We start from the raw sequence: 23,636 nt of genomic DNA on the forward strand, positions 1-23,636 counted from the left end.
TAGAAGAAAGAGAAAAGATATGATTGTTATTTCTAATCCTTTTGCTATTGCAGATGAAATCAGGATAATTCATTCTTTATTTGAAGAAGGATTTCCTTTGCTTCATATTCGGAAACCTGATTTTTCTGAGTTGGAAATGGCGCAGTTTATTCATCAAATTAAGTTGGAATTTAGAGATCGAATTGCTTTGCACAGTCATCATTTATTGGCAGAGGATTTTGGAATTATCAGAATTCATTTTTCTAAAAAAGAAAGAAACCGCATTCATGATTTTCCTGCAAGGTTTCCAAAACCTTGCAGGTATAGTTTTTCTACATCAACACATTCAATTGAAGATTTTAATTCTTTAGAAAATGATTTTGATTACGCTTTTCTAAGTCCGGTTTTTAAAAGTATTTCAAAGGAAAATTATGCCCCAAAAACTGATCTTTTTGAAGCATTAAAATCTAGAACAAATTATAAAACAAAAGTGATTGCTTTAGGCGGAATTGATCCTCACAACATTCAAAAAACAATGGAAAATGGATTTGATGATATCGCTCTTTTAGGAACAATTTGGAATAACGAAAACCCGATAAAACAATTTAAATTATGTCAGCAAATCGTCCTTTCGTACTTACAATAGCAGGTTTAGATCCGTCTGGTGGAGCTGGTATTTTGGCAGATATTAAAACATTTGAACAGCATAAAGTAACTGGTTTTGCTATTACAACAACCAATACGATTCAAACCGAAAATAAATTTTATGAAATACAGTGGACTGATTTGAGTTTTGTTATCCGTTCTATCGAAACGTTATTTCTAAATTATAAAATCAGTGCTGTTAAAATTGGAATTGTTTCTTCTTTGTATGATTTAAACCGAATTGTTTCGACTATAAAAATGCTGTCTCCTTCCACTAAAATTGTCTGGGATCCGGTTCTTCGATCGACAACAAAATTTGAATTTATGGCGATTAAAGATTATTCTGATTTACATAAAATCTTGTCTAAAATTGATTTGATTACGCCGAATTACAATGAAATTGAGATTTTATTTCCTGGGTTTATTTCAAAGAATCTTCGGCCGCAAAATGAGATTCCAACCAATATTTTATTAAAAGGCGGACATAACGAATCAGCAATAGGAACTGATCTTTTATTTCTTGAAAATGAAGTTTTGGATTTGCTTCCAACTAATAAAAAATGCTTTGAAAAACACGGTTCCGGCTGTGTGCTTTCTTCTGCAATTGCTTCCAATTTGGCCTTAAATCAAAATACAACAGAAGCCTGCAAAAATGCTAAAATATATATCGAAAACTACCTGAGTTCAAGTTCAACATTAATTGGATATCACTATGTATAACAAGCTGCAATACATTTCACAAGGCGAAACCGGCAAAGAACAATTGTACAATATTCATCAGGCTCTGGATGCTGGCTGTAAATGGGTACAAATGCGTTTTAAAAATCAAACCAGTAAAGAAACATTTGCTTTAGCAGAGAAAGTAAAACCTTTATGCGAAGAGTATCTGGCTAATTTTATTATAAATGATGACCTGCATCTCGCTGAGCAGATTGCTGCAGATGGCGTTCATTTAGGATTAACCGATATGAAAATCGATGAAGCGAGAGCCATTTTAGGAGCAACAAAAATTATTGGTGGAACGGCTAATACTTTTGAAGACATTCAAAATCATGTCAAAAATGGCTGTGATTATATTGGTTTAGGCCCTTTTCGATTTACGATTACAAAAGAAAAACTAAGTCCAATTTTAGGCTTATCAGGATATTTCGAGATTCTCCAAAAAATGAAAAAGGATAAAATCGAGGTTCCTGTTTATGCTATTGGAGGTATTACATTAAAAGATGTGAGTCCGTTAATGGAAACCGGAATTCACGGAATTGCTGTTTCTGGAATCATCACAGAAAGTGCAGAGAAAAAAATACTAATTAAACAATTAAAGGAAAAATTACATGCAAACGTCATTGTTTAATATTGGGGACAAAAGCTTCAAATCCCGTTTGTTTTTAGGAACTGGGAAATTTGGTTCAAATAAAGAAATGGAAGAAGCGATTTTAGCTTCAGAAAGTGAATTGGTAACCGTTGCTTTAAAACGCATTGATTTAGAAACTGAAACCGATGCTATTCTTTCGCATTTACAACATCCAAATATCAATTTATTACCAAATACTTCCGGAGCAAGAAATGCAAAAGAGGCTGTTTTTGCGGCTCAATTAGCTCGCGAAGCTTTAGAAACAAATTGGATAAAACTAGAAATTCATCCAGATCCAAAGTATTTAATGCCAGATCCTATTGAAACTTTAAAGGCTACGGAAGAATTGGCTAAACTAGGTTTTTTTGTTCTTCCTTACATTCACGCTGATCCTGTTTTGTGCAAACATTTAGAAAGTGCGGGAACAACTGCGGTAATGCCTTTGGGGTCTCCAATTGGAAGTAATAAAGGTTTAAAAACAATTGATTTTCTAAAAATTATAATTGAACAAAGCAATGTTCCTGTTATTGTAGACGCCGGAATTGGGGCTCCATCTGACGCTGCAAAAGCAATGGAAATTGGTGCCGATGCTGTTTTGGTTAATACCGCAATTGCCGTTGCCGGAAATCCAAAATTAATGGCCGAAGCTTTCAAAGAAGCTGTTATAGCAGGAAGAAAAGCCTTTGAAGCTCGAATTGCTAATCAGCAAAATTATGCTGTGGCTTCAAGTCCTTTGACTTCATTTCTTTATGACTAATTTATTCTCTCGCAGATTTTGGAGATTAAGCAGATTTATTCAATTAAAATATATTATAAGTATAGAAAAAGATAATCTGTTCAATCTCCAAAATCTGCGAGAGAAATAAAAGTAAGAATTTTCATTAAATTTGATTCAAAAAAAATCAAATAATATTTATGTCAGAAAATGAAATTTCATATAAAGTCAGAGGAGCAATTTTTAAAGTTTATAACACACTTGGGCCTGGATTATTAGAGTCCGTGTACGAAAGTGCCCTTTATTATCAATTAAAGAAAGATGGATTAACAGTCATTAAACAAATTGATTTACCAGTTAGATATGATGATATTTATCTAGATATAATGTTCAGACTGGATATTTTAGTAGAAGACAAAGTGATTATAGAATTAAAATCAGTTGAAGAGATAAAATCTATTCACTTTAAACAATTAAATACTTATTTAAAATTGACTAATAAAAAACTCGGATTATTAGTCAATTTCAACTGTTCTAATATTCTTGAAAATATCCATCGTGTAGTTAATAAAATTTAATCTGTACGATCTGCAAAATCTGCGGGAAACAAAATAAAAAATGAACACATTCAAATCAATTTTTGAGCAATATAATTGGGATACTATTCAATCGAAAATATACCAAACTACATCAAAAGATGTCGAACGAACTTTGGCTAAAACCAAACTCAATCTCGATGATTTTTTGATTTTGATCTCCCCTATTGCTCAAAATTATTTAGAAGAAATGGCGCAGAAATGCCATGAAATCACCAAAAAACGTTTTGGGAAAACGATCCAAATGTATGCGCCGTTGTATTTAAGCAACGAATGTCAAAACATCTGTACCTACTGCGGTTTTAGTTTAGACAATAAAATCAAACGAAAAACACTTTCTGATGCTGAAATAAAACTCGAAGTTGAAGCCTTAAAAAATACAGGTTTTGATCACGTTTTATTGGTTACAGGCGAAGCAAATTATACCGTTAATATCAATTATTTCTTAAATGCAATTGCTTTAATTCGAGAAGAATTTTCGATTATTTCAGTTGAAGTACAGCCGCTTTCTACAGAAGATTATAAACGTTTGCATAACGCCGGAGTATACTCGGTTTTGGTTTATCAGGAAACGTATCATCAGGAAGTTTACAAAAAATATCATACAAAAGGGAAGAAATCAAATTTTGATTATAGGCTTGAAACTCCTGATAGAATTGGCACTGCAGGAATTCATAAAATAGGTTTAGGCGTTTTATTAGGTTTAGAAGACTGGCGAACCGACAGCTTTTTCAACGCTTTGCATTTAGATTATCTTCAAAAAAAATATTGGCAGACAAAATATTCTGTTTCCTTTCCACGCCTCCGCCCCGCCGAAGGAATTATCGAACCCAATTTTATTATGGATGATAAAGATTTGACACAATTAATCTGCGCTTATCGTTTGTGGAATGAAGATTTAGAAATTTCAATTTCAACCAGAGAAAATGAAAAATTCAGGAACAATATAATTCCAATTGGAGTTACCAGTATGAGTGCGGGATCTAAAACAAATCCAGGTGGTTATGTAGTTGATCCGCAGTCTTTGGAACAATTCGAAATCAGCGATGAACGTTCGGCAGAAGAAATTTCAAAAATCATAAAAAATGCAGGTTATGAACCCGTTTGGAAAGATTGGGACAAAAGTTTTATTTCAGATTTCAGAGTTTAGATTTCAGATTTTTTCGCACTACTATCTAAAATCTAAAATCAACAATCTAAAATTTACAAAATGAGTATTATCAAAGAATTCCTCCGTTACAACAGACAAACCATACTTCCAGAAATTGGCGATGAAGGTCAGGAAAAACTAAAAAAAGCTAGAGTTTTAGTAATTGGCGCAGGTGGTTTAGGCTGTCCGATTTTACAATATATTGCAACTGCGGGAGTTGGTTTTATTGGAATCATGGATTTTGATACGATCGAAATTCATAATCTGCACAGACAGATTTTATATACCGAAAATGAAATTGGGCAATTTAAAGCAATTGTGGCTAAAGATGTAGTTTCAAAACTGAATCCCTTAATTGAAGTCGAGGCCATTCAGGAAAAATTAACTTCTCAAAATGCATCAAAAATTATACAGCAATATGATATTATTGTGGATGGGTCAGATAATTTTACGACACGTTATTTAGTAAACGACACTTGCGTTGAATTAAACAAACCTTTAGTTTACGGAAGTATTTTAAAATTTGAAGGACAAATTGCAGTTTTCAATCATAACGGAAGTAAAAACCTGCGGGATTTATTTCCAGAAATGCCTGATCCGAAAGATATTCCGAATTGTGATTTAAACGGTGTTTTGGGGACTTTACCCGGAATTATTGGAAATATGATGGCACACGAAACGCTTAAATTAATTTTAGAATTACCAGTTTTAAAAAACGAATTGGTTCTTTTTAATACGCTGAACTGGAATTTTACAAAACTGAATTTCTAGAAAACAAGCGCATCTCCAACTTTAATATTCCCAGAATTCAGACTCACGATATTGGTTCCGAACAAAACGGAATTATTTACATTTCTGTATTTGCTTAAGGTTTTTAAAGGCTCTTTTTTTAATTTGCCATTTTCCGGATCATTATTAACCATAATGCACCTTCCGCAAGGTTTTACATTTTTAAATTGAACTTCTCCAATCTTAAAAGTATTAAAATTGTCTTCTTCATGTTCGTTTTGACTGCTGATTACAATATTGGGGCGAAACCTTTTTACTGTAATTTTTTCATCGAGTTTGTCATTTAAAAAATCCAGGCTTTTTGATCCAATTAATAAATATGGATACCCGTCGGCCAGACTTACATTAAAAGTTTCTTTTAGTTTTGAACTTTCATGTTTACGGTCTCCAATTTTTATGATTTTGACCAATTTACATTCAAAACCTAAATGCTGACTAAACCATTTTGAAGTTTCGTGATTTACCTCAACAACTTCGCTTTTATCTTCCCAAACATCGACTTCCAGAGAATTTTGTAAATGTTCGTTGATAGAAAATTCATGTTTTTGATCCTTAAAAGTAATACTGATTTTTCCATCTGAAATTTGTGGATAAAACTGACTCATAATGCGATGTTCTCTTTGCGTTATCATTTGATTTTCAGCATCGATTAACATCCATCTTCGGTCATTTTCAAATCCCATTTCTTCAGCCAGAGCAGATTGAACACTAATTCCTGCTAAGCTTTTTATCGGATAAATATAAATTTCTTTTACAACATGAACTGCACTCATTTTTATTTGCTTTTTAAAATGGACATAAATTCGTCACGATCAATTTCGCGACATCCTAAACTATCTAAATGCGGATTATAAACCTGACAATCTAATAATTTATAATTCTCTTTTTTTAAATGATTTACCAAATATATAAATCCGACTTTAGAGGCATTTGATACTTTAGAAAACATACTTTCGCCACAAAAAACATGTCCCAAATCTATTCCGTATAAACCGCCTACTAAAACTTCATCCTGCCAAACCTCAACAGATTTTGCAATTCCTTGTTTATTAAGTTCGCAATAAGATTCGATCATTTCATCAGAGATCCAGGTTCCGTCCTGACCGTCTCGCAATATTTTTTGACAGTTTAAAATTACTTCTTTAAAACGTGTATTAAAAGTAACCGTAAATATATTCCTGTTCAGAATGTTACGCATACTTTTAGAGACAATTAACTCATCCAGAAACAAAACCATACGCGGATCCGGAGCCCACCAAAGAATCGATTCGCCTTCGTTAAACCACGGAAATATTCCGTTGTTGTACGCCAGTTTTAATCGTTCCGGACTCAAATCACCGCCAACGGCCAGAATGCCTTCATCATCGGCTTCTGAAACGGGTGGAAAATATAATCTGTCAAATAGGAAATACATCTTTTTAAATAATCAATTTTTAAATTCCAAAATCCAATAAATTGAAATTTCAATACTGAAATTCCAAATTCCAAACTTCAGCAATCTTATATTTCTCCCTTCGGTTGAAATGACAAAGCTTGTGCTTAAACTTTATACAAAAAATTCCAAATCCCAAATTCATGCTAATGAATTGGAATTTGGAATTTATGTTTTGAAATTTAAACTTTCTTAGAACGGTAAATCGTCTGGTTCGTCTTCGTTTAAATTTGTAGCTGGAGCAAAAGCTTCTGCAGCAGGAACTGACGGTGTTTGTGCAGGTCCTTCTGGTGCCATTCTTTCGATTCTCCAACCTTGAATACTATTGAAATATCTAGTTTCTCCTTGTGGATTAACCCATTCTCTTCCTCTTAAATTGATAGAAACTTTTACTGCCTCTCCTTGTTTATAGCTGCTCAATAAATCGCATTTATCTTGTGTAAATTCGATTAAAATGTGTTGTGGATACTGCTCATCTGTAGTAACTACTAATTCTCTTTTTTTGAATGAAGCACTAACTTGCTGTTCAGGATTAACCACTTTTACTTTTCCTATAACTTCCATCTTCGTCTATAATTAATTATTGTTTCTATTCTTATTTTTTAGCTAAAAGCACTTTCCAAGCCGATTCTATATCATCATTATTCAGATATTTTTTGGCTTCTAAGTGCACCTTTTCCTGATCATCTGAGCTTAAAACTCCTTTCACAGAAAAATTTTCCTTCACAAATATACTAACTTCTTCGCTTGTAGGCAAGGCTTCGATATTTCCTAATTTTCCGAGGTCATTCCCATTAAACACAGGACTTTCCTTGATAAAATTAGGTATTACGTCAACACCAACACCTAAAGTTGTCAGCGGTTTTGGTACTTCAAAAAGTCCTTGATTCGATCTTGAATACCAATTTCCCCCAAGTCTTGAAACCAAATCTATTTTATGCTGATCGATTGCTCCGTTTTCATCTAAAATTGATTCGTGAATATGCATTTTTACTACTTCACATAAAATCAGGTTCCCTGCTCCTCCTTCTGTTCCTAACGGAATAATCTGCGTTATCTTGCATTCAAACTGAACCGGAGATTCTTTTACGCGGTATGGTTTTACCAAATCTGACGGAATCTGTGTTAAACCTGCTTTAATAAATTCGTTTACACCTTCTCCATATTCTGTACTTGCTAACGAAGTCTGCTGTACCAAATCGTAATTTACGACATTTATAACAACTTCCTTTGTTGCTTCGGCATTAATTAAAGTATGTTTTACTGTATTGTCGCGTACACGTCTTGAAGGCGAAAAAACCAGAATTGGCGGATTAGCACTAAAAACATTAAAGAAACTAAATGGCGACAAATTCGGAATTCCTTTTTCGCTTATTGTACTTGCAAAAGCAATTGGTCTCGGCCCTACCGAACTTTGCAGATAGGCGTGCAGCTGCGGCGTTGTAATTTCTTTTGGATTGATGCTAATCATAATTTTCTAGTTTAACCGAACCTCATTTCGGTTGTACAAAAGTAGAGAAATCGTTCAATTCATGGAAATAGTTTTAGAAGATAAAACCAAAAAAACTTTTAAAGCCCTGCAAAATATAAAATGTGTTAATTTCGTTATATTTATACCTCAAAAATTAATTTATGCGTTTTTCTGAAAGTAGAAATACAACTCGCTGGGTCATCATTATTATTTCCTTTTCAATCATTACTTTGATTCTTTGGAATACTTATACTTTTTTCCAAATTTTTAAAAATGAAGAACGTCTGAAAATGAACCTTTTTGCGAATGCGCAAATTACAATCGTTAATGCAGACGAAAATACCGATGTCGATCTTCCGCTTCAAATTTTCAGCAACAACACTTCAATTCCTGCTGTAGTAATGCTTTATGGTAATGTTGTAAGTTCTAAAAACGTTCCTGATGATATTCTTAATGACAAGAAAAAATTAAAAAATTTCCTGAAAAATTTAAAAAATGAAAATGAACCCATAACGTTTGAATATGCTCCGGGAAAATATCAACATTTGTATTATGGTAATTCAGAATTACTAAATAAACTAAAATATTATCCCATTGCCTTATTACTGATTATATTTTTATTTGTTGCTTTAATATATAATTTTTACAAAAGCACCAAAATGGCGACACAGAACAAGTTGTGGGCGGGAATGGCAAAAGAAACGGCACATCAAATTGGAACGCCGCTTTCCTCATTAATTGGCTGGGTTGAGATTTTAAAAACCGAAGAAATTGATCCATCTATAACATTGGAAATAGAAAAAGATATTGATCGATTACAAACCATTACGGATCGTTTTTCTAAAATTGGTTCTATTCCTGTTTTAGAACCGTATGATATTGTCAGCGAAACTTTAAATACTTATGAATATTTACAATCTCGTTTTTCTAAACAGGTTTCGTTCTCATATCATGCTCCTGAAAAACTTATTTTTGCTTTAATTAATCCAACACTTCACAGCTGGACAATTGAAAACCTGATCAAAAATGCGATTGACGCCATGAAAGGAAAAGGAACTTTGGAACTTTCGATTGAGCAGGATTCACATCATGTAAAAATACATGTGAAAGATTCTGGAAGCGGAATTCAAAAAAAACAATTCAAGACTATTTTTGAGCCTGGTTTTACAACAAAAAAACGCGGCTGGGGATTAGGACTTTCTTTAACGAAAAGAATTGTTGAAGAATATCACAACGGAAGTATTAAGGTTTTGCATTCTGAAATTGGAAAAGGGACTACTTTTCAAATCAGTTATAAAATAGTTGAACCTCTTTAAAAAATAGAAATAAAAAAACACCAACTCATAATTTGAATTGGTGTTTTTTTTATTTCTGGTTTTATTATGTCAGGTTGAGCGAAGTCGAAACCTTTTCAACCAAGCTTAGGACTTCGACTTCGCTCAGTCTGACAGATGTTTAAAGATTTGCCTGAATGTCTTTTGCTAAAGCTTCAAATTCATCTTTTGAAAGAGATACTTTATTTTGAAAACGCATTTCATCCATATGGTTTAACGGAATCAAATGTACGTGTGCATGAGGAACTTCTAAACCTACAACTGCAATTCCGATTCTTTTGCAAGGAACCGTTTTTTCAAGTGCAGCCGCTACTTTTTTAGAAAATTTCATCAAACCTAAATACAGTTCGTCATCCATATCAAAAATCTTATCGATTTCTTGTTTTGGAATACAAAGTGTGTGTCCTTTAGTATTTGGATTTACATCTAAAAACGCTAAAAAATTATCATCTTCAGCAATTTTATATGCAGGAATTTCTCCGTTTACTATTTTTGTGAATATGCTGCTCATTGTTTTATTTTTAAAATCTTAATAGTGTGATTGCTTCGTTCCTCGCAATGACTTAGTCTCTTGAGATTTCCAGAATTTCAAATTTCAAAACACCGTTTGGTACCGTAATTTCCGCTACTTCACCAACCGATTTTCCTAATAAACCTTTTCCAATAGGAGAAGTTACAGAAATTTTTCCTGTTTTTAAATCTGCTTCACTTTCTGCAACAAGTGTATATTTCATTTCCATTCCGTTGCTTTGGTTTTTAATTTTTACATTAGAAAGCACCAAAACTTTCGAAACATCTAATTGTGATTCGTCGATTAATCTTGCGTTAGAATATACTTCTTCTAATTTAGCAATTCTCATTTCTAATAAACCCTGCGCCTCTTTTGCAGCATCATATTCGGCGTTTTCAGATAAATCGCCTTTGTCTCTTGCCTCTGCTATATCTTGAGATGCCTTAGGACGCATTACACTTTTTAAATGCTCTAATTCATCTTTCAATTTTTTTAATCCCTCTGCGGTATAATAAGATACTTTACTCATAACTTCATCGTTTACATAAATAGAAAAAATCCCATCGGGACGGGATTTTGTATTACAAATATACTATTATTTTTAATAGTACATAATTATATGTTAATCATATAAAAATCAAATCTAAATAAATTATTTTTGTTTAACTAATTCTTATTAAAATAATGAAAAAAATCTGGCTCTTACTTCTTTTCGTTTCTGTGCTTATCGCATGCAGCGACAGCGAACGCAGTAATAAAAATCCTTACATACCTAATTACAGTGTTAATTTGTCTGTAGACATGAACCTGCCGGCTTATTCAAATCTTAAATTTGTAAGTAACGGTGTTATTGTTCCTAATTACGGGGCAAAAGGAATTATTATTTTTAATGCAGGAAGTGGCTATAATGCATTTGATGCAGCGTGTCCCAATCAGGAATTAACTTCTTGCGCTGCAATGACAATTGACGGTATAAATGCCGTGTGTTCGTGTGATAAAACTTCTTACAGTTTGTTTACCGGACTTGGAGGAAAAGAATATCCGCTAAAACAATATAAAGTACAAGTAACCGGAACTGTGATTCACGTTTACAACTAGAAATAAAAAAAGCCTGAAAGTTTAATTTCAGGCTTTTTTATTTTTTAGAATTTCAATGTCAATCCGGCTAAGAAATTAATTCCTGCCTGCGGATAGTAATAGGGATAAATATCCCACATTGCTCCGTTTGAAACATATTTTTTGTCTAAAATATTATTTACCAAACCTGTTATTGTAATTGATTTAAAGATTGATTTTGGTTTTATTTCATAAGAAACATTCAAATCGTTTACAAAATAGTCAGCCAGTTTAGCTTCTGGCAATTCGATATTATTCATGTATTGTTCACCCACATATTTTTGCAATAAAGAAATATGCAAGCTCTTGATTGGACTGTATACAATTATATTTCCGGCAATAACTTCTGGAGAATAAGCAATTTTAGTTGTTCCGTAATATTGTCCTTCAACTGCAAGATCCACATTTTTATTACTGCTAAGCGTGAAATTCGGTCTAAGAATAAATTTTTCTGAAAGCGAAATTGTTGCATCAAATTCAAATCCTAAACGGTAGCTTTTTTCGGTATTGGCCCGAATTGGCGCTCCAACATCGTCTAATCTTCCGGTTAAAATTAATTGATCTTTGTAACCCATATAGTAGAAATTCGAATTCAACTGGAATTTCTCTGAATTAAATCTCCAGCCTAATTCAAAATCGTTTAGTTTTTCCGGTTTTACATTTCCGCCTTCATAATCAGTTCTGTTTGGTTCACGATTAGCACGAGCGTATGAAAAATACAAGGTGTTTTTTTGATTGATTTCGAAATTCAAACCAGCTTTTGGATTAAAGAAATTGAAAGTATCATCAACTAACCCAGTTTCAGGACTATCTGCTTTATATTCTACTCTTCTATATTGTAAATCACCATAAAAGCTTAATTTTTCTGTAAACTGATAATTTGCTTTTGCGAAGATATTTCCATCTGTTTTTGTAGAAAAATCATCGTAATAATGATCTCCCAATTCTGACTGTGAAGCGTTTCTTGCCCAAATTACTTTTCCGTAATGATCGCCTTCGTATTTGTTCCAGCCGCCGCCAAGAATAACATCTAGTTTTTCATCTTTATATTTTGCTGAAAATGTAGTTCCGTAAAAATCATTATCTAACCATTTTTGACGTACTAAATCTGTTGTTGTAATAGCTCCAACAGGATTTAAATTATATTCAGCCATATCGGCATCTTCTTTATAATTTTCATAGTAACCCTGCCCTTTTGTATAATGCAAAGCCAAATTAGTACTCCATTTATCAGAGAAAGATTCGCTCCAGTGTAACTGATAATGATCTTGTTTATAATTATCAGTTTCATTGTCATAAAAACGCACATTTCCTGCTTCATCTGTATACATTCCCGCAGAGTTAAAAGTACGGTCTGAATTTAAAGTTGCAGCATCGATTCCGTTCCAGGATTGGTATGTTTTTTCTGTTCCGCCAAAAACCAAAGCTTTGATTAAAGTTGTTTTTCCAACATAAGTTCCTTGCAGGAAATAAGATTTCAAGTCAGAACTCGCTCTGTCAACATAACCATCAGATTTAATTCTTGACAAACGTCCTGCCAATTCAAAATGATCATTTAGCAGACCTGTGCTGAATTTTACTGTTTCTTTTTGAGAATTAAAACTTCCAAACGAGCCTGAGACTTCTCCAGTTGGTTTAGATGCGTAACTATCTGTCAGCATATTTAAACTTGCTCCAAAAGCTCCAGAACCATTTGTAGAAGTTCCTACTCCACGCTGTAATTGTAAACTTTCTACAGAAGAAGCAAAATCGGGCATGTTTACCCAAAAAGTCCCCTGACTTTCAGCGTCGTTATACGGAATTCCGTTTATGGTTACGTTTACTCTTGTAGCATCGCTTCCGCGGACTCTGATTCCGGTATAACCAATTCCTCCTCCTGCATCAGAAGTTGTAACAACAGATGGAAGGTAATTCATTAAAACAGGAATATCCTGTCCAAGATTTCTAAATTTAATTTCCTTTTTGTCCATATTACTAAACGTAACCGGAGTTTTAGTCGTAACACGAACTGCCGAAACTAAAACATTATCAAGCTGATTTACTTGAGTCGAGTCTTGTTCCTGTCCGAAAGTGAATAGAGAATAGAATAAAGAGAATAGAATAAAGAAAATAGATTTGGTTCTGGCTGCATTTTGAACCTTAGAACCTTTGTAGCTTTGTGCATTAGCACCTAAAAAAAAAGTTTTCATTCGTAAAGAATTACGAATAAAAGGGGGAATTATTCTTTTGTTAAATTAATAAATGTGTTTCACGACAAAACAAAGTATTCACACTGAAATTGTCGTTTTTTCCCTTAGCAACATTACTCGCTCAGGTTCTTTGGGTATGATCTCAGCTCGTTATTTAGAGCACCCCTTTGAGACAATGCAAATTTAGTGTTAAAATATTTAAAACTCCAAAAAAGAAATTCCAAATTCCAAAAAACTCACTTTTCAAGTTAGTGTCTTTGGAATTTGGACTCGAGCGATAGCGAACAGGCGAAGCAATTTAAAAAATTGGGATTTTACTCCAAGTTAGGTTTTCTCCTTGATTTTTTTATTTCAGAAACATTCTTTTTGTCTTTAATCCTTTTTTTGATTACCGATTTTGGAATCTTTGTCGCTTTTCGAATCTTCGGAACATATAATCCCTTTTTAATTATTTCCAAAAACCGTTTTATAACTATTTCTTTATTTTTAAGCTGACTTCTGTCTTCGTCGCAATTTAAAATTAAGATATTTTCGGTTGTTAAACGAGCAGCAATATTAGTTTGTAAAAGCAGCTTTTCATCTTCAGGCAAAGCTTGTGATGCATTTAAATCAAAAGACAAAACCACTTTTGATGAAACTTTATTTACATTTTGTCCGCCCGCACCACTGCTTCTAACGGCTTTAAAACTTAACTCTGATATGATTTTCTCGCTATCCATTATTGTGGCTGATGTGCCGGTTTTAGTAAATCATTTACGGTTTTCACCGGATTAAAAGTAATTAACGGAACTGCCACAAAAACAGTTAACCAATTTGCCATTGATCCATTCCATAATCCCGGAAGTTCATAACTTTTTACCGGTTTTCCTTCAACGCTTTTCTCAACGATAAATCCTGATTTTTGATCTACAAATTGTTTCAGGTCAAATTTTTCGCCTTTATAATTCTTAATTCCACAAACTAAATCAACTGGATTAAAATGTGTTGCTTCTTCTAAAATTTCAAGCTGTTTTTTATTCCCCAAATCAACTTGAGAAGTTTCTACAATTTGCAGAGAAGTTTCTCCTTTTTCATTCATCACCCAAAACGGCCCACCGCCCGGTTCTCCTTCATTTTTTACCATCCCGCAAACTCTGATAGGTCTGTCTAATAAATCTTTAATTTTAGCAATTTTATTTTCAAAAGTAAATTTATTAAAATCTTTAGTCATTTTAATGTTTAGCTTTTGCACTAAAAAATCTACAATTTCCTGAATATTATTTTCATATATTTCATTCTTTTCAATGGCACTTAAATAACCAAATACTTTTTGTTGTACGGCAATTAAAATACCTCCTAAAGCTTTTTTGTACAATGTAATTTGATCAATATGATTTTGAATTACATTATCGATATTTTTAATAAAAATGATATCTGAATCCAGATTATTTAAATTCTCAATTAAAGCACCGTGTCCGCCTGGTCTAAAAACTAGATTGCCATCTGCACTTCTAACAATTTTGTTTTTCGCATCAACATTAATAGAATCTGTGCTTTTATTTTGATACGAATAATTTATATTAATTTTTGTTCCTGAAGGTTTTTCTATTTTCTCTCTAACCTCATCAACTGCTTTTTCAAACAAATCCTGATGAATTTCTGAAACTGTGAAATGTAAATTTGAAACACTTTTTGATGTAGCATAATGCACACATTCATTTAAATGTTCTTCAATTGGATTTGCAATGTGCGTTTTATATAAATGGAAAGGTAAAACTGCTTTTGGCTTGTTTGCTGAATTGTAATAATCCGGAGACAATAGCAATTTTATAAAATAATAATTTTTATAATCTCTTTCTAAAATCTCAAAATCAGGATAAAGTTCTTTAAGCTTTTCATGAACTGTTTCAAAAAAGGGAAACTTATCCATTCCGATAATAAAAATAGCAAGTTCTTTATCGTTTTTTCTGTTGATATAAGCGTTTATAGTTTCTTTTTCGATATCAAAATCATTCAAAAAAGCACTTAAAAACTTATACATTCTTGTTGCAGCGCCAGATGCGGGAACAAATTTTTTAATTTTTAATTTTTCTTTCTGCTTATCAAAAAAAGAAGCTTTTTCTTCAAAATCAGTTTCAGACAAACTTAAGATTCCGTTGTTTATGGTTGCCGGACTAATCAGATTACTTTTTGCTATTCCTTTCTTAAATATTTTTAATTGCTTTAAGATATTTTCGAAAGGGATTCCGTGATTATAAATTTCAACAAAATCTTGAGATGAAAGTCCTTTTTCTTTAAAATTATTTAAAGCATCCACAATAGCGGTTGCTTTTGCTAAACGGCTTTCTTTATCGCCTGAAAGTGTTATAAAAGGTTTTTTAGTATCTATTAAAGTTTGTTTAAAGACAGAGAATACTGTTTCTCTTCCTTCCGGAGTATCTCTAATATCATCTTTCTCCCAAGGAACATCAATATCCGTCAGGAAAAATAAATCGTAATCATGTTCAAGTGCAGCTTCATTTAAAAGAGGGTCGCAAAAACCATAATATACTTCCGAAAAAACTTTGGTAACCATTAAATTGGTATCGCAAAACAAGTATTTATTTGCTGCAGCAAGTTTTTCATTTTCTAATGCTGTCTGCCCGTAAGCAATAGGCATCATATCATCAGCAGTACAAATATGCTGATTTTCTTCCCATTTTTCCTGCAGATAATCGCGCGCAAATTCAGGAACCCATTCGGTTTCATAATAATCTGCAAGCTGTTTTGCTAAAGTTGTTTTACCTGTACTTTCAGGGCCAAATAAAGCAATTTTTATTATTGTTGTTTTTTGCTGTCTAAGATCTTTTTCCATTCTAAATAAGCTGAAATAGCCAAAATTGTAAAAATTAAATATTGAAGTGACAGCATCCCTAAGCCGCGATAAGCATAAAGAGGTACTACAATAATATCACCGATAATCCACAATGTCCAGTTTTCGATTTTTTTCTTTGCCATATACCACATTCCTGCAAAAAAGATTCCAGACGATATCATATCGACATAATTGTCATTGTGTATTTCGTAATTGAAATATTTATAAATCCCGAAAACTACGAAAATGGTCACGAAAAACAACAAAACCCCGATTATTTTTTCATTAAAATTTGTTCTTGTAATTGGCAGGTTATCTTCAACCGTTCCGCCTTTTGCCCAAACATACCAGCCATAAATACTCATAATCGAGAAATAGGCGTTGATAATCATATCACCAATATAACCGGCAACATATAAAAGATATACTGAAATTACGGTGGCAATTAATCCTGTTGGATAAACCCAGATATTTTCTTTTTTAGCAAACCAAACACTTAAAATTCCAAAAACAAAGACCAAAAACTCTAAAGCGATATGCCATAAAGGAGTATTTTTATAACTATTAAGAAAAAAGTCAATCATTTTTGCGGTATTTGTGGCTGTTAAATTTTATTTATAAATCAAAAAAATGACTGTCGTTTTCAAAAGCAGTTCCAATAACTACTAAATCTGCACCGGCATTATATGCCTTTTTAATTCCGTGCAAATCTACAATTCCTCCTCCAACAATTACAGGAATTTCTATGTTTTGAGCAATTAATGAGATCATTTCCAGGGGCACTGCTTTTTTTGCACCGCTTCCTGCTTCTAAATAAATTAATTTGTTTCCGAGCATTTCACCAGCTTGAGCTGTTGCCAAAGCTAAATCAAAATTTTCGCGGTTTAATGGTTCTGTTTTACTAACGCGCGCAACTGCGGTTTCATTGCCGCTCTCGATTAAAATATATCCCGTTGAAATAACTTCAAGCTTTGTTCTTTTGAGAATTGGCGCTGCCTGAACCTGATATTCAATTAAATAATCCGGATTTCGGCCAGATAATAGAGACAAGAACAAAATAGCATCTGCTTGTGGAGAAATCTGCGACGGATCGCCGGGGAAAATTATAACAGGCAGATTTGTTTTTTGTTTTAACTGCGTAATTAAATCTTCTAAAATGGTACTTTGAACAATACTTCCGCCCACAAAAATATGTGTTGCAGGTGATTGGTTTATTTTAAGTAATAAATGATCTAAATTTTCCCAAACAATTTTATCAGGATCTAAAAGAATAGCCAATAGTTTTTGCCCGTTTTTCTTAGCATCCAAAATTTGTTGGTGAATCGTGAGTATTTTTTGCTCCATAACGGCAGTAAAAGTAAAAAGTTTTTAACGTAGAAGAACTATTTTGAATGAATTATATTTGTAAAGTCTCTGTTAACATCCAAAGAAAACAAATATGATTGCGACTGAATTATTAGAAAAATATGGCGCCTTGAAAAAGTCTTTTGAAAAAAGTGAAATCATTTTTGAAGAAGGAAACCTGCCAACGCATTATTATCAGATAATTTCGGGCGAAATTAAAATGAGTAATTACAATGATGACGGACGCGAATTTATTCAGGGCATCTTTTATAAAGATCAATCTTTTGGAGAACCGCCTTTATTTTTAAATCAAAAATATCCTGCTAATTCTATTGCGGTTGAAGACAGCGAGATTCTGCTGCTGCCAAAATCAATTTTTTTGAAACTACTGGAAGAAAATCCTGTAATAAGCATTAAAATAATCGAAAATCTGGCGCAGCGTTTATATTACAAATCGGTTATGGCTGCCGAAATTTCTACACATGAACCAGAACATAGAGTATTGAAATTAATTGATCACGGAATTGCTTATTTCAATTTTAAAAAAGATGCAAATGGTTATTTAATCAATTTTACCAGACAACAAATTGGCGACTTAACCGGTTTGCGCGTTGAAACTGTTATTCGAGCTATTAAAGCTTTGGAAAAAAAAGGCGAATTAAAGATTATTAATCGAAAAGTATACCGATAAAATAATTCCTATTTTATGATTTTAATCATAAAACACAGCAGTAAAGTGGATGTAACTTTGTAGTGTAAAAATCTCAATATCATGACACTATATCAAACAACATTCGAAAATTTCAATAAAAATTATATTGGTTCTGCAACAATGGCTGTAATTGGCCAAAGCTGTTTAGGTGCGGCTGCAGCAATGTATATTCTTTCTCACGGAACTTCTATTGGTCAAATGATCCAATTGGCCATTATTGTATTGGCTTGTATCTTTGTAAACACTTCAATTTTGGCACAAATGAAACATAGGGTTGTTTTTAACCTTTTAATTTTGAGTACATTTCTAAGTGTATTGTTTATTCTTTTAAATACCTTTATTCTGTGAAAAAGCAAATTGAAAATAGAGCCGATATTTCTTTCTTAGTACATCAGTTCTATGCTAAAATAAGAGCCGATAAAGAAATCGGCTTTTATTTTAATACGATGATTCAGGATTGGGATATGCATCTGGAAAAACTGACTGATTTTTGGGAAACAAATTTGTTTGCCGTAAGAAAATACAAAGGAAATCCACACGCTGTTCACAATGAAGTTGACGCACATTTTGGTGATAAAATTACGGCAAATGAATTCGGAATCTGGCTTAATCATTGGGCTCAGACATTAGACGAGCATTTTGAAGGTGAAAATGTGGAAACATTAAAAAGACGCGCCCGTAAAATGAGCACTTTTTTATATGTAAGTATGTTTGAGCATCGAAAAAAAGAAAGTGAAGTTTAAGTCATTGCGAGGAACGAAGCAATCGCACTATGATTAATTTAGCAAATGAGATTACTTCGTTCCTCGCAATGACCAAACTTTGTGATTATTTCTCAAAAGCATATACCAAAGTAAAATTCCCTTCGAAATTATCTGATTTGATTTCTTCATAATGCACATCAAAATCTTTTATTAAATCATCAAAATGAAGGCTTGCCTGTACGTGAGATTCATTTAAAGAGAAATCTCCAACTCTGATATGATCTTTAAAACTAATTCCTTTTTCGTTTCTAATTTTAAAGATTGCTTCTTTTGCGCCCCAGATAACGGTAAGTTTTTTAACGTAATCTCCTAAAACATTTGGATTTAAATACTCAAATTCAGTATCGACAAATTTATCAGCAATGCGAAGGATTTTTTCACGTTGTAATTCCATGTCAATTCCTACAGTTTCATGAGATATAATTATGGCCGCAAAATGATATGAGTGTGTAATTGAAATATAATTATGACAATCAAAATAAGGTTTTCCGAATTCGTCATAATGCAAATCTTTATCTGTAAAGCCCATTTCCTGAATCAGCATGCGAACACTTAAAAAAGCGCGCTGATGCATTTGCGATTTCATTCCGTCCAGTCTCTTTTGTGTTTTTTCTTTCAACACAACTTTGCTCAATAACTCTTCTAAGGATTCGGTTATTTCCCAAATTAAGATTTTAGTCGTTTCATTAAATTGTATGGTTTGAAATAAAGGCATTCGTGTTTTTCGTTACGGTTATTATTTTTAACCATATAAGTCATGTAAGAAAATATAACTTTTGGGTCAAAAAATGTATTAAGTAAATATAAGCAATTCGCAGCAAAGGTAATAGTTTCAGAATCTTTTTTAAATGAACTTACATTACTTATATGGTTAAAAACGATTCATAAACTAACATTCTAGAGATTAAGATTTTAAAGATTTCACAAATCTTACAGAAAGTAGTAAAAATAAAAAGGTATTCCGTAAATTTGCAAAAATTTTACAATTATACAAATATACTATAAATGAGTACTACAACTACGCCTTTTGTGGCTTTCAAGGTAAAAGACATTTCTCTAGCGGCTTGGGGAAGAAAAGAAATTGAACTAGCTGAGGCTGAAATGCCAGGTTTAATGGCGCTTCGTGCTGAATACAAAGACGAACAACCTCTTAAAGGTGCTCGTATTGCTGGATGTTTACATATGACGATTCAAACTGCAGTTTTAATCGAAACTTTAATCGCTCTTGGTGCAGAAGTTACTTGGTCTTCTTGTAACATTTTCTCTACTCAGGATCAGGCTGCTGCGGCTATTGCTGCTGCGGGAATTCAGGTTTATGCCTGGAAAGGTCTTGACGAAGAATCATTTGACTGGTGTATTGAGCAAACTTTATTCTTTGGTGAAGACAGAAAACCATTGAACATGATTCTTGATGATGGTGGAGATTTAACTAATATGGTTATTGATCGTTTCCCGGAATTAGTTCCTGGAATTAAAGGTCTTTCTGAAGAAACTACAACTGGTGTTCACAGACTTTACGAAAGAGTAAAAGCTGGAACTTTACCAATGCCTGCAATCAACATTAATGACTCTGTTACTAAATCTAAATTTGATAACAAATACGGATGTAAAGAATCTGCTGTAGATGCTGTACGTCGTGCAACTGACTTAATGTTAGCTGGGAAAAGAGTTATCGTTTGTGGATATGGTGATGTTGGAAAAGGAACTGCTGCTTCTTTTAGAGGTGCTGGATCTATTGTAACTGTTACTGAAATTGACCCAATTTGTGCTTTACAAGCTGCAATGGACGGTTATGAAGTTAAAAAATTAAACACTGTAATTGCTAATGCTGATATCATCATTACAACTACAGGAAATAAAGATATCGTTCTTGGAGAGCACTTCGAGCAAATGAAAGATAAAACTGTTGTTTGTAACATTGGTCACTTCGATAACGAAATTGATATGGCTTGGTTAAACAAAAACCACGGTGCATCAAAAATCGAAATCAAACCTCAGGTTGACAAATACAACATCAACGGAAAAGATATCATTATCTTGGCTGAAGGTCGTTTAGTAAACCTTGGTTGTGCTACAGGTCACCCAAGTTTTGTAATGAGTAACTCATTTACAAACCAGACTTTGGCTCAAATCGAATTATGGAACAACAGCGCAGCTTACAAAAATGAAGTTTATATGTTACCAAAACATTTAGATGAAAAAGTTGCTGCTTTACACTTAGCTAAATTAGGCGTTGAACTAGAAGTTTTACGTGACGATCAGGCTGCTTATATTGGTGTTCCGGTTGAAGGTCCATTCAAACCAGAATACTACAGATATTAATCTATTTTAGATTTCTGAGTTTAGATTTTAGATTATATAAACCCTTGCAGAAATGTGAGGGTTTTTTATTTTGCCATAATGTGGTTTCAAAATATAACTATATTTTTGAAAACCAAAATCAAATTATGAGAACACTTCTGATTGCCTTAACAATCATACTATTGCCCCTTTTTGTAGCTGCGCAAAATTTTGATCCTTCAAAATATGGACCTCAAAAACAAGACTTATTATTTCCTGGAGCGAATCAGAATCCAAAACTTCCACAACTGGAAACCGTTAAACCTCTTTCAAGAAATGATGTAGAAAAAACAAAAGCAAAATTAGCAAGAGAAGAGCAAAAACTAATCAAGCTTGCAGAAAAAACATGGCAAATAGAACTCGACCTAAGGCCAAAACGGGAAAGTTTAAAAAACCTTGAAAATACTTCGAAGAACAATAATGATCCTGATTATCAAAAAAATATTGAAAAATTAAAAAAGGAAATAGCTATATCTCAAAATAAACTAGATGACGCGAAAAGTAAGCAGGATTTTAGAGCTGAAAAAGTACTTGAATTAGAAATAATGCTGGAAGAATTCAAATTTACGAGAAAGGGTTCTTAAAAATATTTCAACCCCGACAGGTTTTTAAAACCTTGTCGGGTTTTCTTTTTAATTTAAATTAATTAGGCGAATTCTCGTGTTTCTTTTAAATATAAATATACATTTGATTCACCAAAAACAAATCCTAATTTAAATCATGAAAACACGTTTTATTCTATTACTATTATTACTACTTCCATTTTTTGTTTCTGCACAATTTAGCAATATGCAATCGCAAGCAAGAAGTATGCATACACAAATGAATATGCAAAATCAAAAATGGGCAAGCGAAAGGGCTGCTTCAAATCAGCAATGGCAAATGAGAAATATGATGTCACATCAAGTTTCTAAAATTGAAGCTGCTGAACATAAGCTAGCTAAGGAAGAAAAAAACAAACAAAAATTAGAAAAGAAGACAGAAAAACTAGAAGCTGATTTAAAAACAAATCAAGATCAATTAGCTAATCTTAAAAATAATTCAGAAAACAATGCTGACGTTCAAAAAGAGATTGAAAAATCTGAAGAAAAAGTAAACGAAAGCAGAACAAAAATAGAATCTAGTTCAAAAAAAGTAGAAGACTTAAAAAAAGAAGTAGAAAAATACAAAACCGAAAAAGAAGAATTACAGAAAAAACAAGAAGAAGAGAAAAAATTAAAAGAAGAAGAAAAAGCTAAAAAAGAAAAGGAAAAGGAAGAAAAGAAAGATAAATAAATCAAGCATTCTTTTTTAATATCTAAAATCAATTTATAGATAAAAGCAACTGGATATTATTTCAAAAACTAATCTTAAACCAAAAAATTATGAGAACTTATTTTCTTTTAATAGTATTAATGTTACTGCCGATTTTCGCTTCTGCACAATATAATAATAACCAACAATTACAACAAAGTAGATCTTTTGAGAGACAAATGAATACCCAAAATCAAAAATGGGCAAGTGAACGCGACAGAGCAGACCGTCAATGGGGTCAGCAAGCAATGAATAGACAATTAATGAATAAGAATGCAGCAGCAGATAAAAAAATTACCAGTGAAGAAAATAATAAAAAGAAACTTGAAGAAAAAACTGCAAAACTAGATTCTGATTTAAAAGTGCAAAAAGATAAATTAACAGCGCTTGAAAATTCGAAAAATAGTGCAGACAGCCAAAAAAATATAGAGAAAACTAAAGAACAAATAAGCAAAACTGAAGAAAAGCTTAATAAGGTAAAAAGTGAACTGGAAACAAGTTCTAAAAAACTTGACGACTTAAAAAAAGAAAAAGAAATTTCTTTAACAAAACAAGCAGATCTCGAAAAAAAGGAAAAAGAAGAAGCAGAAAGAAAGAAAAAACAAGAAGAAATAAATCAGGCTCTTTTAAAAAGCATAAAATCTAATAAATAATTTTTTAGCTTTTAGATAAGAACATTTCAAATCCGACAGGTTTTTAAAACCTGTCGGGTTTTCTATTTTTAATCTAAAATTTTAAGTTTAAATTTGAAATTAAAGAACTCTCCAAAATAAAATTCTTAAAAATATGATCGAAAAAGTTTTATGTGATATACATGGTTCAAAAGAAATGTCTTTCACGTGTATTCACATTGCAATGGCAATAGACTCAAAAGAAAAAGTAGGTTTCTTCTATTCAGAAGCCGAAAAAGATCTTCCACAAATTGCATGGTGCGGAGAATGTGAACAATATCTTTTAGATAATGACGAAGAATGGACAGAAGTTTTTCAAACTAAAGCCGATTTTAAAATGTTGTGTATTGATTGCTTTGATGAAGCAAAAAACAAGGAATTAGAAATTCACTTACGATAAA

General features: G+C 32.5%; 29 protein-coding genes. 17 read left to right on the forward strand and 12 right to left on the reverse strand.

Annotated elements, in window-relative coordinates; all coding sequences use genetic code 11:
- The first annotated feature begins 19 nt into the window (after positions 1–19).
- The 7 genes from ACODSB_RS00125 (at position 20) to ACODSB_RS00155 (ending at position 5,207) form a co-directional block, all read left to right on the forward strand.
- Positions 20–625, forward strand: a complete 606-nt coding sequence (locus ACODSB_RS00125) for a thiamine phosphate synthase (protein ID WP_488935572.1) — start codon at positions 20–22, stop codon at positions 623–625.
- Positions 592–1,344, forward strand: a complete 753-nt coding sequence (locus ACODSB_RS00130; RefSeq protein ID WP_488935573.1) for a hydroxymethylpyrimidine/phosphomethylpyrimidine kinase — start codon at positions 592–594, stop codon at positions 1,342–1,344. Before ACODSB_RS00125 ends, ACODSB_RS00130 begins: the two co-directional genes overlap by 34 nt.
- The gene (locus tag ACODSB_RS00135) at positions 1,337–1,975 is read left to right on the forward strand and encodes a thiamine phosphate synthase (RefSeq protein ID WP_488935574.1); all 639 of its coding nucleotides are present in this window, start codon (positions 1,337–1,339) and stop codon (positions 1,973–1,975) included. Before ACODSB_RS00130 ends, ACODSB_RS00135 begins: the two co-directional genes overlap by 8 nt.
- On the forward strand, positions 1,956–2,732 hold the full coding sequence (locus ACODSB_RS00140; RefSeq protein ID WP_488935575.1) for a thiazole synthase: 777 nt from the start codon (positions 1,956–1,958) through the stop codon (positions 2,730–2,732). The genes ACODSB_RS00135 and ACODSB_RS00140 overlap by 20 nt, the downstream gene beginning before the upstream one ends.
- Positions 2,733–2,890: 158 nt before the next feature.
- Complete coding sequence (locus tag ACODSB_RS00145; protein ID WP_488935576.1) at positions 2,891–3,268, forward strand: GxxExxY protein; 378 nt, start codon at positions 2,891–2,893, stop codon at positions 3,266–3,268.
- A gap of 40 nt (positions 3,269–3,308) precedes the next feature.
- Positions 3,309–4,436, forward strand: coding sequence for a 2-iminoacetate synthase ThiH (thiH, locus tag ACODSB_RS00150; protein ID WP_488935577.1), 1,128 nt, complete (start codon positions 3,309–3,311; stop codon positions 4,434–4,436).
- Positions 4,437–4,496: 60 nt separating this feature from the next.
- Positions 4,497–5,207: a HesA/MoeB/ThiF family protein gene (locus tag ACODSB_RS00155; RefSeq protein WP_488935578.1), complete on the forward strand. Its 711-nt coding sequence runs from the start codon at positions 4,497–4,499 to the stop codon at positions 5,205–5,207.
- Here the strand turns inward: ACODSB_RS00155 and ACODSB_RS00160 are convergent.
- The 4 genes from ACODSB_RS00160 to ACODSB_RS00175 all read right to left on the reverse strand — a co-directional run bounded on the left by ACODSB_RS00160 (position 5,204) and on the right by ACODSB_RS00175 (position 8,128).
- Positions 5,204–5,998 carry an MOSC domain-containing protein gene (locus tag ACODSB_RS00160; protein WP_488935579.1) on the reverse strand — a complete coding sequence of 265 codons (795 nt, stop codon included), beginning with the start codon at positions 5,996–5,998 and terminating at the stop codon, positions 5,204–5,206. The genes ACODSB_RS00155 and ACODSB_RS00160 overlap by 4 nt on opposite strands.
- Before the next feature lie 2 nt (positions 5,999–6,000).
- Positions 6,001–6,639, reverse strand: coding sequence for a leucyl/phenylalanyl-tRNA--protein transferase (gene aat, locus ACODSB_RS00165; protein ID WP_053472612.1), 639 nt, complete (start codon positions 6,637–6,639; stop codon positions 6,001–6,003).
- A gap of 210 nt (positions 6,640–6,849) precedes the next feature.
- The gene (locus ACODSB_RS00170) at positions 6,850–7,221 is read right to left on the reverse strand and encodes a DUF3127 domain-containing protein (protein ID WP_012023670.1); all 372 of its coding nucleotides are present in this window, start codon (positions 7,219–7,221) and stop codon (positions 6,850–6,852) included.
- A gap of 31 nt (positions 7,222–7,252) precedes the next feature.
- Positions 7,253–8,128 (reverse strand): flavin reductase family protein, encoded by an 876-nt coding sequence (locus ACODSB_RS00175; protein WP_053472611.1) that lies wholly within the window; start codon positions 8,126–8,128, stop codon positions 7,253–7,255.
- 161 nt (positions 8,129–8,289) lie between these two features.
- On the opposite strand from ACODSB_RS00175, the gene ACODSB_RS00180 reads away from it, so the two are divergent.
- Positions 8,290–9,444, forward strand: coding sequence for a sensor histidine kinase (locus tag ACODSB_RS00180; protein WP_256636889.1), 1,155 nt, complete (start codon positions 8,290–8,292; stop codon positions 9,442–9,444).
- 139 nt (positions 9,445–9,583) lie between these two features.
- Here ACODSB_RS00180 and ACODSB_RS00185 read toward each other — a convergent pair whose 3' ends face one another.
- Both ACODSB_RS00185 and greA read right to left on the reverse strand, forming a co-directional pair.
- On the reverse strand, positions 9,584–9,973 hold the full coding sequence (locus ACODSB_RS00185) for an HIT family protein (RefSeq protein WP_488935580.1): 390 nt from the start codon (positions 9,971–9,973) through the stop codon (positions 9,584–9,586).
- A 52-nt stretch (positions 9,974–10,025) separates the two neighbouring features.
- Positions 10,026–10,502 carry a transcription elongation factor GreA gene (gene greA / locus ACODSB_RS00190; protein WP_053472608.1) on the reverse strand — a complete coding sequence of 159 codons (477 nt, stop codon included), beginning with the start codon at positions 10,500–10,502 and terminating at the stop codon, positions 10,026–10,028.
- A gap of 155 nt (positions 10,503–10,657) precedes the next feature.
- Between greA and ACODSB_RS00195 the strand changes: the two genes are divergently transcribed.
- On the forward strand, positions 10,658–11,071 hold the full coding sequence (locus ACODSB_RS00195; RefSeq protein WP_053472607.1) for a Rieske (2Fe-2S) protein: 414 nt from the start codon (positions 10,658–10,660) through the stop codon (positions 11,069–11,071).
- A gap of 44 nt (positions 11,072–11,115) precedes the next feature.
- On the opposite strand, the gene ACODSB_RS00200 is transcribed toward ACODSB_RS00195, so the two are convergent.
- The 5 genes from ACODSB_RS00200 to ACODSB_RS00220 all read right to left on the reverse strand — a co-directional run bounded on the left by ACODSB_RS00200 (position 11,116) and on the right by ACODSB_RS00220 (position 17,455).
- Complete coding sequence (locus tag ACODSB_RS00200) at positions 11,116–13,278, reverse strand: TonB-dependent receptor (protein WP_488935581.1); 2,163 nt, start codon at positions 13,276–13,278, stop codon at positions 11,116–11,118.
- Positions 13,279–13,592: 314 nt separating this feature from the next.
- Positions 13,593–13,997, reverse strand: coding sequence for an alternative ribosome rescue aminoacyl-tRNA hydrolase ArfB (arfB, locus tag ACODSB_RS00205; RefSeq protein WP_488935582.1), 405 nt, complete (start codon positions 13,995–13,997; stop codon positions 13,593–13,595).
- Entirely contained in the window at positions 13,997–16,111 is a 2,115-nt protein-coding gene (locus ACODSB_RS00210; RefSeq protein ID WP_488935583.1) for a DUF4301 family protein, read from the reverse strand. Before ACODSB_RS00210 ends, arfB begins: the two co-directional genes overlap by 1 nt.
- The gene (gene pnuC / locus ACODSB_RS00215; protein WP_180856348.1) at positions 16,075–16,695 is read right to left on the reverse strand and encodes a nicotinamide riboside transporter PnuC; all 621 of its coding nucleotides are present in this window, start codon (positions 16,693–16,695) and stop codon (positions 16,075–16,077) included. The genes ACODSB_RS00210 and pnuC overlap by 37 nt, the downstream gene beginning before the upstream one ends.
- Positions 16,696–16,726: 31 nt before the next feature.
- A complete protein-coding gene (locus ACODSB_RS00220; RefSeq protein WP_488935584.1) occupies positions 16,727–17,455 on the reverse strand; it encodes a phosphoglycerol geranylgeranyltransferase in 729 nt (242 codons plus the stop codon).
- A 94-nt stretch (positions 17,456–17,549) separates the two neighbouring features.
- On the opposite strand from ACODSB_RS00220, the gene ACODSB_RS00225 reads away from it, so the two are divergent.
- The 3 genes from ACODSB_RS00225 (at position 17,550) to ACODSB_RS00235 (ending at position 18,910) form a co-directional block, all read left to right on the forward strand.
- Complete coding sequence (locus tag ACODSB_RS00225) at positions 17,550–18,146, forward strand: Crp/Fnr family transcriptional regulator (protein ID WP_488935585.1); 597 nt, start codon at positions 17,550–17,552, stop codon at positions 18,144–18,146.
- A gap of 81 nt (positions 18,147–18,227) precedes the next feature.
- Positions 18,228–18,515 (forward strand): hypothetical protein, encoded by a 288-nt coding sequence (locus tag ACODSB_RS00230; protein ID WP_256636881.1) that lies wholly within the window; start codon positions 18,228–18,230, stop codon positions 18,513–18,515.
- Complete coding sequence (locus ACODSB_RS00235) at positions 18,512–18,910, forward strand: group III truncated hemoglobin (RefSeq protein WP_256636880.1); 399 nt, start codon at positions 18,512–18,514, stop codon at positions 18,908–18,910. Before ACODSB_RS00230 ends, ACODSB_RS00235 begins: the two co-directional genes overlap by 4 nt.
- Positions 18,911–18,995: 85 nt before the next feature.
- Here ACODSB_RS00235 and ACODSB_RS00240 read toward each other — a convergent pair whose 3' ends face one another.
- A complete protein-coding gene (locus tag ACODSB_RS00240) occupies positions 18,996–19,646 on the reverse strand; it encodes a 4'-phosphopantetheinyl transferase family protein (RefSeq protein ID WP_488935586.1) in 651 nt (216 codons plus the stop codon).
- A gap of 290 nt (positions 19,647–19,936) precedes the next feature.
- Here ACODSB_RS00240 and ahcY point away from each other — a divergent pair, with 290 nt between their 5' ends.
- The 5 genes from ahcY (at position 19,937) to ACODSB_RS00265 (ending at position 23,635) form a co-directional block, all read left to right on the forward strand.
- On the forward strand, positions 19,937–21,253 hold the full coding sequence (gene ahcY, locus ACODSB_RS00245; protein ID WP_053472596.1) for an adenosylhomocysteinase: 1,317 nt from the start codon (positions 19,937–19,939) through the stop codon (positions 21,251–21,253).
- Positions 21,254–21,333: 80 nt separating this feature from the next.
- Positions 21,334–21,855 carry a hypothetical protein gene (locus tag ACODSB_RS00250; protein ID WP_488935587.1) on the forward strand — a complete coding sequence of 174 codons (522 nt, stop codon included), beginning with the start codon at positions 21,334–21,336 and terminating at the stop codon, positions 21,853–21,855.
- Between the two features lie 136 nt (positions 21,856–21,991).
- The gene (locus tag ACODSB_RS00255; protein WP_488935588.1) at positions 21,992–22,546 is read left to right on the forward strand and encodes a hypothetical protein; all 555 of its coding nucleotides are present in this window, start codon (positions 21,992–21,994) and stop codon (positions 22,544–22,546) included.
- An 89-nt stretch (positions 22,547–22,635) separates the two neighbouring features.
- Positions 22,636–23,217 (forward strand): hypothetical protein, encoded by a 582-nt coding sequence (locus tag ACODSB_RS00260; protein ID WP_488935589.1) that lies wholly within the window; start codon positions 22,636–22,638, stop codon positions 23,215–23,217.
- A 133-nt stretch (positions 23,218–23,350) separates the two neighbouring features.
- Positions 23,351–23,635 carry a hypothetical protein gene (locus ACODSB_RS00265; protein WP_488935590.1) on the forward strand — a complete coding sequence of 95 codons (285 nt, stop codon included), beginning with the start codon at positions 23,351–23,353 and terminating at the stop codon, positions 23,633–23,635.
- Position 23,636 lies beyond the last annotated feature (1 nt).

The sequence above is a fragment of the Flavobacterium sp. FG68 genome (genome assembly GCF_057808895.1).